This window comes from Carnobacterium sp. FSL W8-0810 (assembly GCF_038007125.1).
Classification (GTDB): Bacteria; Bacillota; Bacilli; order Lactobacillales; family Carnobacteriaceae; genus Carnobacterium_B; species Carnobacterium_B inhibens.
The window spans coordinates 792,630-809,452 of sequence record NZ_JBBOWO010000001.1 but is presented as its reverse complement, the minus strand read 5'-3'; the positions used below and the strand labels follow the sequence as shown (position 1 = coordinate 809,452).

Here is a 16,823-nt window from a genome sequence, read left to right as displayed (position 1 = left end):
TCCTGTTCACTACACTCTATTGAACATACCCCTACGCGTATATTAATATACCCCATGCGGTATATTTTGTAAAACTATTTTTTTCGATAATGAACGGTTTTCTCTATAATTTGAAAAAAGTCAATCTTTCTCGCTCCCTACCTTTCCTATATACTATTAGAAGTTGTTACTACATTTATGTAACTGCAGATACACAAGTTTAAGTATCATTAATACGCTTAAAGGAGATTTTTACATGTTAGATAAATTAAAACAGTTGATAGAAAACGAAGATCCTAAAAAACCCTATACCGATAGTGAACTTTCTTCTCTATTACATACTTCAAGAGAAAATATAACAAAATACCGACTAGAAGAAAGAATCCCAGAGTCTAGAGAGCGCAGAAAAAAATTGTTAGATTTTGAGATCATTAATCTTTTAACAGATAATCCTAAAATATCTGAACGAAAGTTAACAGAGTCCTTAAATAAACTTGGTTTTGAGATAGCTCGCTCATCTGTCAGCAAGTATAAAAAAGAAATTGAAAGTACAATTAGCGTCCCTACACTATCTAAAAAAGAAGATGAAAATGACCCTTTCTGTGACCTGATTGGAGCAACGGGCAGTTTAAAAACTCAGATTAATCAAGCTAAAGCTTCAATCCTCTATCCTCCAAAAGGACTCCATACGCTCATCACTGGTCCGTCTGGTTCTGGAAAAAGTTTTATCGCAAAAAAAATGTATGAATATGCTATGACTACTACAAATTTCAGCAAAGATGTCCCATTTGAAATTTTCAACTGTGCCGACTATGCTGACAATCCACAATTCTTACTTTCACAACTTTTCGGATATGTAAAAGGTGCATTTACGGGAGCAACTGAAGATAAAAAAGGCTTAGTAGAAATCTGTGATGGTGGAATTTTATTCTTAGATGAGATTCACAGATTGCCTCCTGAAGGCCAAGAGATTCTCTTTTATTTATTAGACCAAAATCTGTATAGAAGGCTCGGAGAAACTGAACTAACAAGAACAAGTAAGCTATTGTTAGTTGGAGCAACAACTGAAGATCCTACAGAAACGCTACTATTAACTTTTAGAAGAAGAATTCCAATCGCTATTGAGATGCCCAGTTATCATGCACGATCAGTGAGTGAAAAATTTCAATTCATAAAAATATTTTTTGAAAATGAAAGTAAACGAGTAAACAAGCCATTTAAAATTAAACGGGATGTTATAAAATCTCTTTTGTCTTATTCATGTATGGGAAATATAGGTCAACTGAAAAGCGATATCCAAGGCGCATCAGCAAAAGGGTTTCTTAATTCTGCGATTGATGAAAAAGATACCGTTTTAATTACTTTTCAAGAGCTATCTAAGTCAATTATCAATGAAATCATTGAAAAGGAACATTTTAACGATGACGTTTTTTCATTTAGTATGGATGATTTATTTGTCGATGGGCGCAATAGTCAAAATACTGTTCCTCCTTCCGTATCTGTTTCAACAGATACCATCTATGATTATATCGAGTATACTTATCGATCAATGAAACAAGATGGTTTATCACAAGAACAGATCAGTGCCACATTAAGTGAACAAATTGATAATGAAATGAAACGTCTTTCAAAAGCTATTAATAATCGAAAAATGAATTATGAAATGTTAGAAAATATTATAGGTTTAAAAGCTTTGAGCGTAACTAAAAAAAGTTTTGAACTAGCTAATAAGCACTTAAAAAATTTAGATAGTAGTTTATTTTTCCCGCTTTCTATTCATTTAAATTCAGCTATTAATCGTTTCCTTTCAAATAAAGAAACCATTAACCCAAATCTTGACATTATTAAACAAGATTACAAAGATGAATTTGAAGTTGCTACTCTGATTAAAAACCTGATTGATTATGAATATGATGTAAACCTAGCTGAAGACGAAATTGGGTTTATTGCGTTATATCTAAAAAACTTTAGAGGCTTTATACAACAAGAGAGTACGAAAATTGGAGTCGTTGTTCTTTCTCATGGGCATGTTGCTAAAGGTATGGCTGAGGTTGCCAATAAATTATTAGGTGTTAATCATGCAATAGGATTAGAAATGGACCTGACTGATTCACCAAACCTTATGCTGGAAAAAACTATTCCTGTCGTAAAAAATGCCAATCAAGGAAAAGGTGTCCTGATTTTAGCAGATATGGGGTCTTTAATTTTATTTGGCGACATTATTACTGCACAAACCAATATACCGGTCAGAGTTATTGGCCGAGTGGATACCTTAATGGTTATTGAATCTATACGTCGCTCGTTATTACCAGAAGACACTTTAGACAATATTGCTGATGAAATTGATACTAAACAATTTTTGACCGGAAGCACTTTTATTTCTCCCATTAAAAAGAAAAAAGTTGTAGTGACGTTATGTTTAACTGGAGAAGGCGCAGCTAAAGTATTAAAAAACTATATCGAAACGTCTATTTATAATTTTCCAGAAAACATAGAAATTATTCCAATTGGTTTTTTCTCTAAAGAGAATACATCTAGCAAGCTAAATAAAATTGCTCACTCTAATGAAATAGTTGCAATTATAGGTACAGTAAATCCCAATTATAAAACCATTCCCTTTATATCTGCAGAAGAACTTTTTAATAATAGTAATCAGTTGCTTTCATTTCTAGAAAATAGCACGAGTATCCAAAAAGAAAATAACCTCAAACATTTTCTTGATAAAGATCTGATTACTATTGAACAAGATTTCATTATGAAGAATACCGTTCTTGATAATATGACTACTAAATTAATAGAAAGACAAAAAGTAACTAGTGAATATACATTGAGTGTTTATAAAAGAGAAACAATGGGAAATACATTTTTAGAGGGTGGGATAGCTATCCCACATGGTGAAAGTCAATACGTAACAAAACCAACCATTTCAATCACAAAATTGGCCAATCCAGTATTATGGGAAAATAATCAATATGTGGACTTGATTTTCCTTCTTGCTTTAACAGAAGACAATTCAAAAGAAATTGAAGATTTATATACTATTCTTTATAAGGAAAGCGTATTAGATTCACTAAAATCTGCTGATTCAGTAGAACAAATCTATACGATTTTAACTGACATAACATTATAATCCAAAAAGTTGGCACGCCACTTGCTATATAGTTAGTATAGAGGAGGTGAAAAAATGTCAAACTTAAATTTCCCAAAAATTACTGTTATTTTACGAGGTTATAACTACGAGCAAGTTAACGCTGTTATGAGTGTTCTAAATGACTCAGATAAAAAATATGCAGTTGAGATCACCTTAAATTCACCGGATGTTTTTACAACGATCACTAAGATTTCTAAAAGTTATGGAAATAAATTTTTAATTGGTGCAGGAACAGTACTGAATTTTGAAAGTGCACAACAAGCTATTGATGCTGGTGCTCAATTTATCCTATCTCCTATAAAACTAGAAAAAGAAGTTTTGGATTTTTGTAAGCAAAAGAATGTGTTAACTGTTCCTGCAGCAATGACACCTTCAGAAGTTTATGAACTACAATCTAATGGTGCAGATATTGTAAAAGTTTTCCCAGCAAAAACTGTGGGTTCTAAATTTTTCAATGACATTCAAGCTCCATTAGGAAAACTTTCTTTAATGGCCGTTGGAGGTGTTTCATCTACTAACGTAAATGAATTTTTAGATAACGGTGCTAGTTACGTTGGAATTGCATCTGGAATTTTTGAAAAACAAGACATAGAAAATCAAAATATCGATGGACTAAAAGAAGCATTAGCTTCCTTTGAAAACATTGTTTATTAAGACAAACAAAGGTAGGCGGGGTACTTATGGAATTGATTCTCAAAGAAAAATTAATTTTTACAGATTTGAAATTTGAAACAAAAGAAGAAGCACTTAATTTTTTATCAGAAAAGCTTTTAGAACAAGGTTACGTAATACCTGAATATCAACAAGCTATTCTTGATAGAGAGAAAATTTATCCCACAGGGATACCCGCTCTGGGAGTTAGTATTGCTATCCCACATGCTGACAATAACTTAGTGAACGAAACTACGATGGCTATTGGACTATTAAAAGATCCAGTTGTCTTCTATTCAATGGAAAATGTTGAAACTGAACTAGATGTTCAAATCATTATGATGCTAGCTATCAAAGAGCCTCATGGGCAAATTGAAATGCTGCAAAAAGTAGTATCGATTATTCAAGATGAAAATTTAACAAAACAGTTATTACAAGAAACGGATAAAAACGATGTTTTAACGATGTTAGAACCTTACTTACGTTAAAAATGATAAAAAAAATAGGAGGAATTTATTATGAAAAGAGTATTAGTAGCTTGTGGAAACGGAATTGCAACATCAACTGTAGTTGCTTCAAAAATTAGAGATTATGCAAAAAAAGAAGGCGTTAACATTACAACTGAACAATGTAAATTGATGGAAGTTCCTGGAAAAGGAGATAACTATGACTTAGTTGTCACAACAGGTCAATTTGGAGGACAAGTTAATACACCAGTAATTGGAGGTTTATCTTTACTAACGGGTATTGGTCAAGAAAATACTCTTAAAGAAATTATTGAGCACTTAAAATAATACTTTGGTTATGGAGGAAAAATTATGTGGGATACAATAATGTCTGGTTTTAATTGGTTAATTGCTGCTGGACCGACAGTTATGTTACCAGTTATTATCACAATCATCGGATTAGTATTTGGACTCAAATTTACAAAAGCCTTTAAATCAGGTTTGACTTTAGGTATTGGATTTGCAGGTATTAGATTAATTTTGGACTTTATGGCTTCAAACATTGGACCTGCTGCTCAAGCAATGGTTAAAAATATTGGTATTAATCTAGACGTATTGGACGTTGGTTGGGGTTCTATTGCTGCTATTACTTGGTCATCTCCAATCATTGTATTTTTAGTTTTTGCTATTTTCCTAGTAAATATCATTATGTTACTAACTAAAACTACAAATACATTAGATGTAGATATTTGGAATTACCATCATATGGCTATTGTAGGTATAATGGTTCATTTTGTAACCGGAAACATTTTCCTAGGTATAGGCGCAACTATTGTTATGGCTGTTACAACGTTCAAGATTGCTGACTGGTCTCAACCTTTAATTGAAAAATTCTTTGGTATTCCAGGTGTATCTTTACCAACTGTTTCAGCAACTTCTTCGCTACTGATAGCTTGGCCTTTAAATTGGCTGCTAGATAGAATTCCTGGTTTAAATAAAGTGAAAATCACACTAAAGGATGTTCAAAAGTATCTAGGTTTCTTTGGAGATCAAATGATTTTAGGTTTAATTTTAGGGATTGCAATTGGATTATTAGGTGGCTATGATGTTACTTCTGCGTTACAACTTGGTGTTAATATGTCTGCAGTACTTGTTATTATACCAAAAATGACTTCACTATTTGTTGAAGGTTTAATGCCTATTTCAGAAGCTGCTCAAACTTGGTCTCAAAAAAAATTCAAGAACAGACAATTATTTATTGGTTTAGATGCAGCTATTGTTGTTGGTAACCAAGAAGTCATTACTACTTCTTTAATCTTGATTCCTTTAACAATTATTTTAGCTCTTGTTTTACCTGGTAACAGAATGTTGCCTTTTGCAGATTTAGCCGTTATTCCGTTTAGAGTTGCTTTAGTTGTAGCTCTTACTCGTGGAAACTTCATTAAAAATATTATTATTGGATTAGCAACTACTTCTGTTATCCTATATGCTGGTTCACTTACAGGTCCTATGCTTACAGAACTAGCTTCATCTGTTGGAATTGAAGTTGCTGTTGCCGGTGCTGCATTATTCATCTCTTCTTTTGCAGCCACAAGTTTGACACATAGTTTCTTAGTATTCTTAGCATTTACTACTGGACCACTTTACATCACTCTACCAGCAGTTCTTATTGTTATCGCTGCTTCTTGGTACTACTTTGAAGTTATCAAACCACGTAAAGCAACTACTGAAACAGATATAACAGAAAATCAAACCACCTAACCCTTTTAGGATATGTGCGTATGATTTGCAACGACTAAAAACTATGGAGGATAAGTATGAAAATTACAGACATTAAAGTATACAAAATTAAACCACGTTGGATTTTTATAAAAATCAGTACCGATGAAGGTATTGATGGATGGGGAGAAATGATTTCAGGTACTAAAACAGAAACAGTTGTAGCAGGAGCCTATGAAATGGGCAAACGAATCATTGGACGTAATCCATTTGAAATCGAACGTATATGGCAAGAGTTACATCGTTCTTTCTTTAGAGGTGGCCCAATAAATGGTACTATTGTTTCAGGAATTGAAATGGCTTTATGGGATATTAAAGGTAAATATTTTGATGTTCCAGTTTATGAATTGTTAGGCGGCGCTGCTCGCGATAATATCAAAGTTTATTCATGGATTGGCGGAGATAGACCAGATGAAGTATTAACTGAAGCAATGGATAGATACGATCGAGGATTTAGAGCCGTAAAAATGAACGCAACTCAGGAACTCCACTATATTGATTCATTTAAGGAAGTACAAAAAGTCGTAGATAGAGTTGCATCTATTCGCGAAAAGTTAGGCTTTGACATGGAAATTGCTGTTGATTTTCATGGAAGAGTCCATAAGCCAATGGCTAAAGTTTTAGCTAAAGAGCTTGAACCTCTAAAACCTATGTTCTTAGAAGAAGTTGTTCTTCCAGAAAACGAAGAAGCTTTTTCTGAAATAGCTCAACATATTTCTACACCATTAGCAACCGGAGAAAGATTATATACAAGATGGGCTTTCAAAAATATTTTTAAACAAGGAAGCATAGATATTATTCAACCTGATGTTGCGTTAGTTGGTGGTATTCTAGAAACAAAAAAAATTGCAGCTATGGCTGAAGCGTACGATGTCGCTGTTGCCCCTCATGCTCCATATGGACCAATTGCTTTAGCAGCAACGCTGCAAGTTGACGCTTGTACCCCAAATGTCTTCATTCAAGAACAAAGCTTAGGTATTCATTATAATAAAGGATTTGATTTACTAGACTTTGTTCACAATAAAGATATTTTCCAATATAAAGATGGATTTGTAAACCTTCCTACTAAGCCAGGTTTAGGATTAGAGTTAAATGAAGAATTGATTGAAGATATTTCTCAAGAAGGCTTGATATGGACAAATCCTCAATGGAAAAATTATGATGGTACTATAGCAGAATGGTAAACATATCTTTCTAAATTAACAAAAGTTTTTTAATAATATAATGTCTCTTTTTAAATAAAGGAATAGGACCATTTTCTAGTTAGAAAATGGTCCTATTCCTTTATTTATTCTCATTTCGGTTCCGAAAACAACATAAAACAACAAAAAAATTGTTTTATGTTGTTTAAATATATTTTAATGTTACAATGAGTTATAAATATAACGTATTTATCCCCATTAAGGAGGTTACATGATTGAATCAAACAAAAAGGCAAGAACTCATTAATGATTTGTTAAAAGTAAATGGTGAAGTCAGTTCAAAAGAACTCGCTGATGAATTAAGTGTCTCTATGATGACGATTAATCGGGACTTAAAAGAACTGACTAAATGGGAAGATGACATACAGTTAGTTCATGGAGGAGCCATTTACAGAGGTGAAAATTCTTTTGAAAATCCTATCTCTATTAAAGAAGAAGTCAGTGTCCAAGAGAAAAAAATGATTGCTAAATTTTGCAGAACATTGGTTAAACCAGGCAGTTCTGTTTTTATTGAGACAGGTACAACTACATTAGCTGTAGCAAGAGAAATTTTTACTATTAAAAATTGTCAGTTTTATACCAATTCTTTATTGGTTATGAATGCTTTGTCAAAATATGAAGATATTCAGTTACATTGTGTCCCAGGAAAATATCGTGATCTTTCAAAAGGTTTCTTAGGATTAGAGACTGCTGAATTTGTCCAACATTTTAATTTTGACGTTGCTTTTATTGGAGCTGAAGGCATCAACCTTGAATCAGGCGTTTCTCTGCCAAATGAAGAAGATGCCTTTACTAAAAAAGCGATTCTAAAACAATCTAAAAAAACGATCCTTGTTGCTGATCATAAAAAATTTGATTTGTCTTATTTGTATAAAGTTGGGAACATCACTGACTTTGACATGATCGTCACTGATTTGCCAAGTGATGAAGAGACTTTTAAGAAATTAAGTACTGTGACTACTATAAAATCTGTTAGAAATGAGGATAAGAATGATGAAAATTAACTTAACAACTGTAGATTTGCCTACTATTCACCGCAACCCAGAATCTGTTGTATTGACTGATGAGACAATGGCTGCTAGAAAAGAGCGGTTTTTAGAACAACTGCAGATCCATTCTATCGATACAGCTATTATTTATGCCGACCGCGAACACGGCGCTAACTTTGAATATTTCACAGGCTTTATTCCACGATTTGAAGAAGCCTGTTTAGTGATCCACGCGACTGGTGAAAGTCATTTATTATTAGGAAATGAAAATGTGAAAATGGCTGCGCATTCTAGGATCAAAGCAAATCCAGTTCATGTTCCTTTCTTTTCTCTTCCAAATCAACCTATGGCCGGTGAAAAAACACTAGACCATTACTTTAAAGAAAGCAATATTTCTCCTGATGCAAAAATTGGTGTCATTGGTTGGAAACTCTTCACTTCAAGTCAGTACAACAATAGAGATTTATTCGATCTTCCGTTTTATGTCATTGATAGTTTGCTAAACTATGTTTCCAATAGAGATCAATTACAAAACTTCACGTTTTCTTTAATTTCTCCAAAAGTTGGATTACGTACAACCTATAACGCAAATGAGATTGCTCACTATGAATACGGCGCTTCATTAGCAGGAATTGCAATGTTTAATGCCCTTCAAGAAATTTCAGTTGGAAAAGGTGAAAAAGAAATTGGTGCTTTGCTGGCACAAGACGGTCAGCCAAACTCGGTTACAACCATCAGTGCTGCAGGACAAAGATTTACAAATGCGATTCTTTACCCAAGAGATAAAAATATCACTTTAAAAGATAATTACTCTTTAACTGTGGGTTACAAAGGCGGTTTGAGTAGCCGTGCTGGATTTGTCATCTCTTCTGAGGACCAATTACCAGAGAATCAAAAAGATTATTTAGAAAGAGTTGGAAAACCTTACTTCAACGCTTATTCGACTTGGTTAGAAACTCTTTCTATCGGCATTTCTGGAGACGAATTTTATGCGAAAATCCAAGAAGCCTTTCCTTCTGAGTTTTATGGCTGGACATTGAATCCAGGTCATTACACTGCAGATGAAGAATGGATGTCTTCTCCATTCTATGAAGGTTCAGAAGCCGTCATTCAAAGCGGACAATTGCTGCAAATCGATATGATTCCAAGTGTTCCTGGTTATACCGGTGCAAGTTGTGAAGAACCAATAGCAATTGCTGACGAAGCTTTAAGAAATGAACTAAGCCAACAATATCCTGAAGTTTGGGAACGCATTGAAGCTAGAAAAAATTACATCAAAGAGGTTATTGGAATCAAACTTTCAAATGATATTTTGCCATTAAGCGACACAGTGGCCTTTTACACTCCGTTTTTCTTAAATAAAACACTGGCTTATACAAAAGAAGGCTAATATTCCATTAGAAAGCCGTGTTTTCTTTGAATAATTGGCGTTACTTAGAATCTTTTTGCTATACTAGAATAAAAAGTGAGGTGTTTTACCATGGAAGCTGTGGAATTTGATTTTGTTGTAAAAGATAGTTTAAAGGCTCTCGCATTGTATGAAGAAATCTTTCCTGTCGTGCGTGTAGAAGTAACTGATTTTGATCCTGGCGTAAATGAAGTAGTATTTAGTATTTTTGAAACCCGTTTTCATATGCTGGATGAAAATCCTGAGTATTATCTAGTAGCTCCTAAAGAAGGTCATCCGCAATCTTTTTGGTTTAATATTGTTGTAAATGATATTGAAAAGACCTATCAATCCGCTATGGAAAATGGCTGTACTGAAATTCAAGGCATTACCAGAATGGATGACTTTGGTATTTCGAATGCCCAATTTTTAGATCCTTTTGGGTATGTATGGATGTTGCATGAGATTCATAAAGAAGTTAGTTTTGAAGAAAGAATGGATATCTTAAAAGAAGATTTTGACTAAATATTATTATTGGCCAAAAAAGGAGAACTGCAAGTGATGCAGTTCTCCTTTTTGCATTCTATTATCCTATTATTTTGAAAATAAGAAATGCTACCGCATATATCTTTACTTAATGCGATTCTTGGTTCCTTCATTCATTTTAAAAATACCTAATCTTCCTAACGCTAGTATGCTTATAGTTTACCATACTATTTTTTTTCGGTTTCATATTAAACTGTGCTAACGTTAATCTGCATCCAGATTAAGAATTGTATAGTTTCTACAATTCACCTCCAAAAAAAGATATAATCACTTGTTATTTTGGCAGAATCGCACTCTAATTGTAAAAAATAATTTAAATTATACGAGCTGTTTTTTTGATTCCCTTCACTAATAATCTCTTATCCTAGAAGGAAAATTTAATGCATATTTTTTCTATTCAATTAGTACTATTAAATAGTTGTTTTGATAATAGATAACTCGTACTATAGTGGTGTATTATACTATTTAGGAGGGATATTTTATGTGCACAGGTTTAGCTTACACGAATGACACATTCTATTTTGGAAGAAATCTCGATTTGGAATATTCTTTAAATAATAAAGTTGTCGTTACACCTAGAAACTTCCCCTTTAAACTACGCAAAGAAGAAGAGCTCTCTTCACACTATTCGATAATTGGCATGGCTATGGTAGTAGATAATTACCCTTTATACTTTGATGCAGTTAATGAAAAAGGCCTTGGAATGGGCGGATTAAACTTTGATGGTTTTGCAGTCTACCATGATGAGCAAAAAGGAAAAAAAAACATTACCCCTTTTGAATTTATCCCTTACTTATTAGGCAAATGTGCTACTGTCCAAGAAGCTAAAACGTTATTAAAAGATATTAATCTAATCAATATTTCTTTTAGCGAAAAATTACAGTTATCGCCATTGCATTGGTTAATATCAGATAAAGATAGCTCAATTGTTGTCGAATCAACTTCTGAAGGATTACAAGTATATGACAACCAATTTGGTGTATTAACCAATAATCCCTCTTTTCCATATCATAAATACAATATGAGCAATTACTTGAATCTTACAGCCAATATCCCAGAAAATCGTTTAAGTTCTAAGGTTGATTTAGCTGTTTACAGTCGAGGTATGGGGGCTATTGGTCTTCCTGGCGATCTTTCTTCTCCATCAAGATTTGTTCGTGCAGCATATGCTCGTTTAAATTCTGTGGCAGATAAAACGGAACAGGCGAATGTTTCTCAATTTTTCCACATTTTAGATTTTGTTGCACAACCAAGAGGTGGCGCTATGGCACCAGAAGGAATTCATGAAATCACTCAATATTCTTCTTGTGTAAGCGTTGAAGAACAGACTTATTATTATAAAACTTATGAAAATAGTCAAATATGTGCTGTATCTATGAAAAATCTGCCTTTAGATAGCACTGACTTATTTGTTTATGAATTAGAAAAAGAACAGGCGATCCATTACACTAACTAAAATTCCACTTAAAATAAAAGCATCAAAGGAACTGGAATAATTCACAGTTTCTTTGATGCTTTTTATTACTAAGCCTCTAATCGCAACACTTTTTTTGTTAGCGTTAAAACTACTAATACACCTATAAAAAAGAGGATACCAGAAATTGCTAAAATCACTTCAACTCCACCTACCGTAACTAAATTGCTTAGTATGCTACACAGAACTACAGCTGAAACAATGGCTAAAGCCAGTGAATTCCTCCACCAGCCAATTGCTAGAGCGATCAAGCTGATGCTAACAACTAACATGATAGAAACAATCATGAGCGGCAACTGATTTACAATAGTGGTAAAAGATAACGTATCCTTTACTAAAGAAAAAACAGATTCTGACACAAAGAATAAGCTATTGGTTAATAATAATCCAATAAAAACTCCGACACCACAAAACAATTCACAGAAAACGATCTTTGCCCAGAAGACTTTCTTTCTAGAAACAGGATAACTTAGCGTTAAAGGAATATAATTGTCGTTATAAGATTCCATAATGACTTTTCCTAACATAGCTGTATTCATACATGCAAATCCAGTTACATTTATAATGAAAGAAATGACATACAAAAATGCATAGGTTCCCATTTCTGGATCAGTTGCTAAAATATTTGGATCAATTTGAGGCGCATAGGCTAATAGATCGATCAAAGCTAAAGCGGCCAAAGGAATTAGGACGCTTGCAAGCAGATAAGGGGTTAATGCAATTTTTTTCATTTCCAATCCGATAAGTTTCATTTTAATATTCCCCTTCCATTTTGCTGATTAAGAAGTCTTCTAATCCATCTTGGTGTGTTGCAACCAAGTCAAGCTTTCGCTCATCTAAAACAAGTTCTCCATCAAAAATCACACCAATTCGAGTAGCGGCAGATTTCACTTCTGTTAAAATGTGGCTCGACATGATAATCGTTTTGCCAAGCAAAGAAAGTTCTTCAATCAGTTCACGAAATTGTTTGATGCCTCTAGGGTCAAGGCCATTTAGTGGTTCATCTATGATTATCAACTCAGGGTCATGAACGAGACACCTTGCCAAAACAAGTCTTTGGCGCATACCTAATGAGTATTCTTTGACAGGTCGATCATTATCTACTGCCAATCCGACAACTTTAAGCCACTCGGGGATATGTTCTTTAGAAGATCCCATATAGTCACAGTGAATTTTCAAATTTTCCACGGCACTTAAATGTTCATAAAAGACCGGCTCATTAATGTTCGATCCTATTTTAATTTTTACTTTTTCTAGATCCTTGTCTTCATTTAGAATAGTGATAGAGCCATTTGATGCTCTTGATAATCCTGTTAGAATTTTAAATAGTGTTGATTTTCCAGCACCATTTCTTCCAAGCAACACATAGACTTCTCCTTTTTGAATGGTCAAACTAAAATTCTTCAAAACTTCTTTTTTCCCATAATTCTTTTCCAAATGATGAACAGCAACAATAGTTGTCATTTTTATCTTCCTTTCATACTCCAATATAGTATATTCAAAAGATAGATACCACCGGTATGTATCTTTGTAAAAAAATAGCTTTTTTAATCGCTATTTTTTTTTTAAAACAGTAAACAATGTAAAAGCATCTTGAACAATTTCATCTGTTAATAAAGGAACTCCTAATCCATTAAACATTTGTTGAATGAACAAAATTTTCCGGCGCAATTCCTCTTCTGACAAAAGACTCAGTTGAAATCCGATCCATAAATTAATCGTTAGCATAAGCAATTCCGTAATCTCTTCTGGATAATCTGTTTGAATTGACCCATCCATGACTCCTTCATCAACTATTTTTTTCATTTCTGGAACCAGTTCTTGGAAGACTTGTAAATATTGTTCTCCTAATATTCTAGGACTCCTCAAAGCAACAGCAACAGCATAACCGATTGATTGTCTTCGATAAGATTTGAAAGAATCCTTTAAAATATTTTGTAGTTTTTCTAATCCATTTCTTCCCCTGAGTTGTTCGAGAACAGGTTGTTCATCAGCTTCATCCATTATCGTTTCTAAAATAGCAAATTTTGATTTAAAGTGGTGATAAATGACCCCTTTTGTCATATTTCCTAATCCATCAACGATATCTTGAATAGAAGTTCCATCATAACCCTTTTCTAAAAATAATTTTTCCGCCACATCCAATATTTTCTTTCTTGTTTCTTCAGGGTATTTATTTCTTGCCAACTATCTCACCTCACATAAATACCAGTGGTATGTATCTTGTATAATACATACCACTGGTATTTATGTCAAATGGTTTAGATTGTTAATTTACAATTTCTTACTTTTTAAGATATAAAAAGAATTGCAACAAGAATAAAACAATGATTTAATCGAAATAACCTTGTAAAAGACCATCAAACGCTATAGTATGGACTTTAAGACACGAAATAGAAAGAGGCAACAACATTATGACTATTACCCAAACAGAACCAGCTAATATTGAGGAATTAAAAACAAAAGCAAATACAAAAGACAATTGGAAAATCAGACTCGAAGCCGTTACTGAATTAGCAAACTATGACTGTCAAAAATCAAGATATATCTTAACAAAACTTGCATCAAATGACCGCGTTTTCGCAGTAAAAGAAGCTGCTTTCAACGCTGCACAAGCGATGGGAATCACAAAAAAAGGCTTGCCTTTAGAATTAAAACGAAAAGATATTAGATACAGCAGCAAAGACTTTGCTAAAGTTTTTAATCGCGTTAAACGTGATACACAAATGGCAGAATTTGATTTGGCTGTTTTCAAAAAACAATTCCAAATCGTCAGCCCTGAAATGTATGATGTTATGCAATACGAAGAACAAGAAAATTTCGATTTATGGATCACGTCTTCTTATGCAAATTTACGTTAGATCTTGTTGGTTAATAACAAAAAGATCTAATTGAACTCAGTAAAAAGTCATCTGCCTATGTTTAATGGCAGATGACTTTTTTTATTTTCAACATTAACCGATCCAACCTGCTATCAAAACCATTACAATGAACCTATTCAAAATACCTTTGATGAGACTGCAAATATAGATAAAAGAACTTATTACGAAAATGGTCTTGAATAGAATTTATATTGCATTACCATCTCATTATTTCATAAGAATTTGTAACCAGTTGTCATTAGTGAGATAATAAGGTACTATGTCCGGCTTTCTCGCACATAATAATCATTATAGGAGGTTAGGAAATATGATACACGAACCACTTAAAACTATTGGATTTGTCAACAGTCACAAAGTTGGTGAAAAACGAATTGCTTTACTTCCTAGAGACATTATAGGGATACAACATCGAGAAGCTTTATTTTTTGAAGAAGGTTATGGAAGCGATTTAAACATTTCTGATACTGAATATGCTGCTTTAGGTTGTCAGGTTGTTCCTAGAGACGTTGCTTTAGAGCAAGATATCATTTGTGATCCTAAAATTGGAGACTCTACTTTTATCAAAAACCTTCATCCAGGACAAACTTTATTTGGATGGGGTCATGCTGTCCAAAGCAAAGAAACCACTGATACACTGATTGCAAATCAACTTTCTGCTTATGCTTGGGAAGATATGTATGAAGACAATCGACATTCTTATTGGCGCAATAATGAATTAGCTGGAGAAGCTGCTGTCATGCATGCTTATCAACTAAACGGAGTTATGCCTTATGATACAAAAGTTGCTATTTTAGGACGCGGCAACACAGCACGCGGTGCCCAACGTATTTTAATCGGATTAGGTGCAGAAGTTAGAGTCTATAACCGCAATCAAGAGAAACTATTCCAAAAAGAAATGACTGAATTTGATGTGATCGTCAATGCGATCTTATGGGATACTTCCCGTACCGATCACCTGATCTACCAAACAGATTTAAAACGGTTTAAACCCGGTACACTGCTGATTGACGTTAGTTGTGATGAAAATGGTGCCATCGAAACGACTATTCCTACTACTTTAGAAGATCCAACCTATGAAATCAACGGCGTTATCCATTACGCAGTCGATCATACACCAACTATTTTTTACCGTTCGACTTCAAGTGCCATTTCTAGAGAAACCGTTAAATATATTGATGACTTAGTTGAAAGTCGCCCCAACGCTATTTTAGAAAACGCTTTAATTTTTGAGCACGGACAAGTTATAGATGAACGAATCAATCAATTTCAGCATAGGTCTACAGATGATTCGTCAATAGAAACTAACGAATCAGATCGGACTTCAATGACTTAAGCAACAAAAAGACTTTCATAAAGATTTTACCTTCTAAAACTTGAAAATTTTAAGATAAGCGATGAGTAAACTGAATTTATTTTCACTTACTCATCGTTTTATTTCTTTTAGAGATAATTCCCCAAAATCTATTCGTTTGACATACTTGCTGTAACTTTTTCATCGACACGCAGGAACGGTAAGTATATAAATACACTTGCTGCAATAATCAATACTTGTAATAGTGCTGCCCGCCAATCCCCACCAGTTGCTAAGAATCCAGAAATTACTGGTGGTGTAGTCCATGGAATTTGAACAACAACATGATTGATCCATCCGGCTGCTGTAGCAAAATAAGCAATAGTTAATGAGAAAATAGGAGCTAGTACAAATGGAATAATTAAACTGATATTAAAAACAATTGGAAGTCCAAAGATAATTGGCTCACTAATATTAAAAATTGCAGGCGCAACAGATAGTTTGGCAAAATCTTTATAGTCTTTACGACGGCTAAATATAAAGATTGCAATTAATAATGCAATAGTATTTCCTGACCCGCCCATAACGGCAAAAGTATCTTTGAACGCCATATTGATGATATGTGGAATTTCTTCTTTATTTGCATATGCAGCCATATTTTCTAGCATATTTTGAATCAAGAACGGATCAAGAAGAGGACCTGAGATAACTGCTTGATGAATACCAAAGCCAAAGAATAAATTTGCCACAGAAGTGATTAACAGGAACCCTGGTAATGCTGTAGTGATTTTACTCAATGGACCCGTGATAATCGTTGTAATTAAAGCATTTACATCCATATTAAATAACTGATTGATCGCAAAAGAAATAATTGCAAATGAGGTAACGGTTATAATAATTGGAATTAAAACATTAAACGACTTTAAAACTGCCGGAGGAATATTCCCTGATAGCTTAATTTGTAATTTTTCGTTATTTGCCTGAATAATTCATAGAATTTCTGAAACTCTATTAAAAGCCTATTAACGCGCGGTTCTTCTTTTCTT

At 33.5% G+C, this 16,823-nt stretch carries 15 protein-coding genes and 1 pseudogene; 12 read left to right on the top strand and 4 right to left on the bottom strand.

The features are described from left to right. Window positions 1–235: 235 nt before the first annotated feature. The 10 genes from NST49_RS03985 to bsh all read left to right on the top strand — a co-directional run bounded on the left by NST49_RS03985 (window position 236) and on the right by bsh (window position 11,586). Window positions 236–3,109, top strand: a complete 2,874-nt coding sequence (locus tag NST49_RS03985) for a sigma 54-interacting transcriptional regulator (protein WP_341047178.1) — start codon at window positions 236–238, stop codon at window positions 3,107–3,109. Between the two features lie 54 nt (window positions 3,110–3,163). Continuing rightward, window positions 3,164–3,784, top strand: a complete 621-nt coding sequence (locus NST49_RS03980) for a bifunctional 4-hydroxy-2-oxoglutarate aldolase/2-dehydro-3-deoxy-phosphogluconate aldolase (protein WP_251165821.1) — start codon at window positions 3,164–3,166, stop codon at window positions 3,782–3,784. Window positions 3,785–3,810: 26 nt separating this feature from the next. Beyond that, entirely contained in the window at window positions 3,811–4,269 is a 459-nt protein-coding gene (locus NST49_RS03975; protein WP_285836183.1) for a PTS sugar transporter subunit IIA, read from the top strand. 30 nt (window positions 4,270–4,299) lie between these two features. Continuing rightward, window positions 4,300–4,575, top strand: a complete 276-nt coding sequence (locus NST49_RS03970) for a PTS sugar transporter subunit IIB (protein WP_251165822.1) — start codon at window positions 4,300–4,302, stop codon at window positions 4,573–4,575. Window positions 4,576–4,614: 39 nt separating this feature from the next. Beyond that, window positions 4,615–5,988, top strand: a complete 1,374-nt coding sequence (locus NST49_RS03965) for a PTS galactitol transporter subunit IIC (RefSeq protein ID WP_251165948.1) — start codon at window positions 4,615–4,617, stop codon at window positions 5,986–5,988. A 56-nt stretch (window positions 5,989–6,044) separates the two neighbouring features. Beyond that, the gene (dgoD, locus tag NST49_RS03960; protein WP_341047173.1) at window positions 6,045–7,190 is read left to right on the top strand and encodes a galactonate dehydratase; all 1,146 of its coding nucleotides are present in this window, start codon (window positions 6,045–6,047) and stop codon (window positions 7,188–7,190) included. Window positions 7,191–7,423: 233 nt separating this feature from the next. Next, entirely contained in the window at window positions 7,424–8,212 is a 789-nt protein-coding gene (locus NST49_RS03955; protein WP_023179343.1) for a DeoR/GlpR family DNA-binding transcription regulator, read from the top strand. Beyond that, the gene (locus NST49_RS03950) at window positions 8,202–9,587 is read left to right on the top strand and encodes a M24 family metallopeptidase (protein ID WP_341048662.1); all 1,386 of its coding nucleotides are present in this window, start codon (window positions 8,202–8,204) and stop codon (window positions 9,585–9,587) included. Before NST49_RS03955 ends, NST49_RS03950 begins: the two co-directional genes overlap by 11 nt. Window positions 9,588–9,677: 90 nt before the next feature. Continuing rightward, window positions 9,678–10,109: a VOC family protein gene (locus tag NST49_RS03945; protein WP_341047169.1), complete on the top strand. Its 432-nt coding sequence runs from the start codon at window positions 9,678–9,680 to the stop codon at window positions 10,107–10,109. Between the two features lie 502 nt (window positions 10,110–10,611). Continuing rightward, complete coding sequence (gene bsh / locus NST49_RS03940) at window positions 10,612–11,586, top strand: choloylglycine hydrolase (RefSeq protein WP_023179348.1); 975 nt, start codon at window positions 10,612–10,614, stop codon at window positions 11,584–11,586. Window positions 11,587–11,654: 68 nt separating this feature from the next. Here the strand turns inward: bsh and NST49_RS03935 are convergent, their stop codons facing one another. The 3 genes from NST49_RS03935 to NST49_RS03925 form a co-directional block, all read right to left on the bottom strand. Then, on the bottom strand, window positions 11,655–12,356 hold the full coding sequence (locus NST49_RS03935) for a hypothetical protein (RefSeq protein ID WP_023179350.1): 702 nt from the start codon (window positions 12,354–12,356) through the stop codon (window positions 11,655–11,657). A 1-nt stretch (window position 12,357) separates the two neighbouring features. Beyond that, window positions 12,358–13,068, bottom strand: a complete 711-nt coding sequence (locus NST49_RS03930) for an ABC transporter ATP-binding protein (protein WP_301426210.1) — start codon at window positions 13,066–13,068, stop codon at window positions 12,358–12,360. 90 nt (window positions 13,069–13,158) lie between these two features. Further along, the gene (locus NST49_RS03925) at window positions 13,159–13,791 is read right to left on the bottom strand and encodes a TetR/AcrR family transcriptional regulator (protein WP_023179353.1); all 633 of its coding nucleotides are present in this window, start codon (window positions 13,789–13,791) and stop codon (window positions 13,159–13,161) included. A gap of 227 nt (window positions 13,792–14,018) precedes the next feature. Between NST49_RS03925 and NST49_RS03920 the strand changes: the two genes are divergently transcribed. Further along, window positions 14,019–14,465, top strand: coding sequence for a HEAT repeat domain-containing protein (locus NST49_RS03920; protein ID WP_301426212.1), 447 nt, complete (start codon window positions 14,019–14,021; stop codon window positions 14,463–14,465). A gap of 328 nt (window positions 14,466–14,793) precedes the next feature. After that, window positions 14,794–15,819: a N(5)-(carboxyethyl)ornithine synthase gene (locus NST49_RS03915; protein WP_341047163.1), complete on the top strand. Its 1,026-nt coding sequence runs from the start codon at window positions 14,794–14,796 to the stop codon at window positions 15,817–15,819. A gap of 128 nt (window positions 15,820–15,947) precedes the next feature. On the opposite strand, the pseudogene NST49_RS03910 reads toward NST49_RS03915, so the two are convergent. Further along, window positions 15,948–16,757: pseudogene (locus NST49_RS03910) on the bottom strand (PTS sugar transporter subunit IIC); the annotation flags it as partial. Window positions 16,758–16,823: the final 66 nt, after the last annotated feature.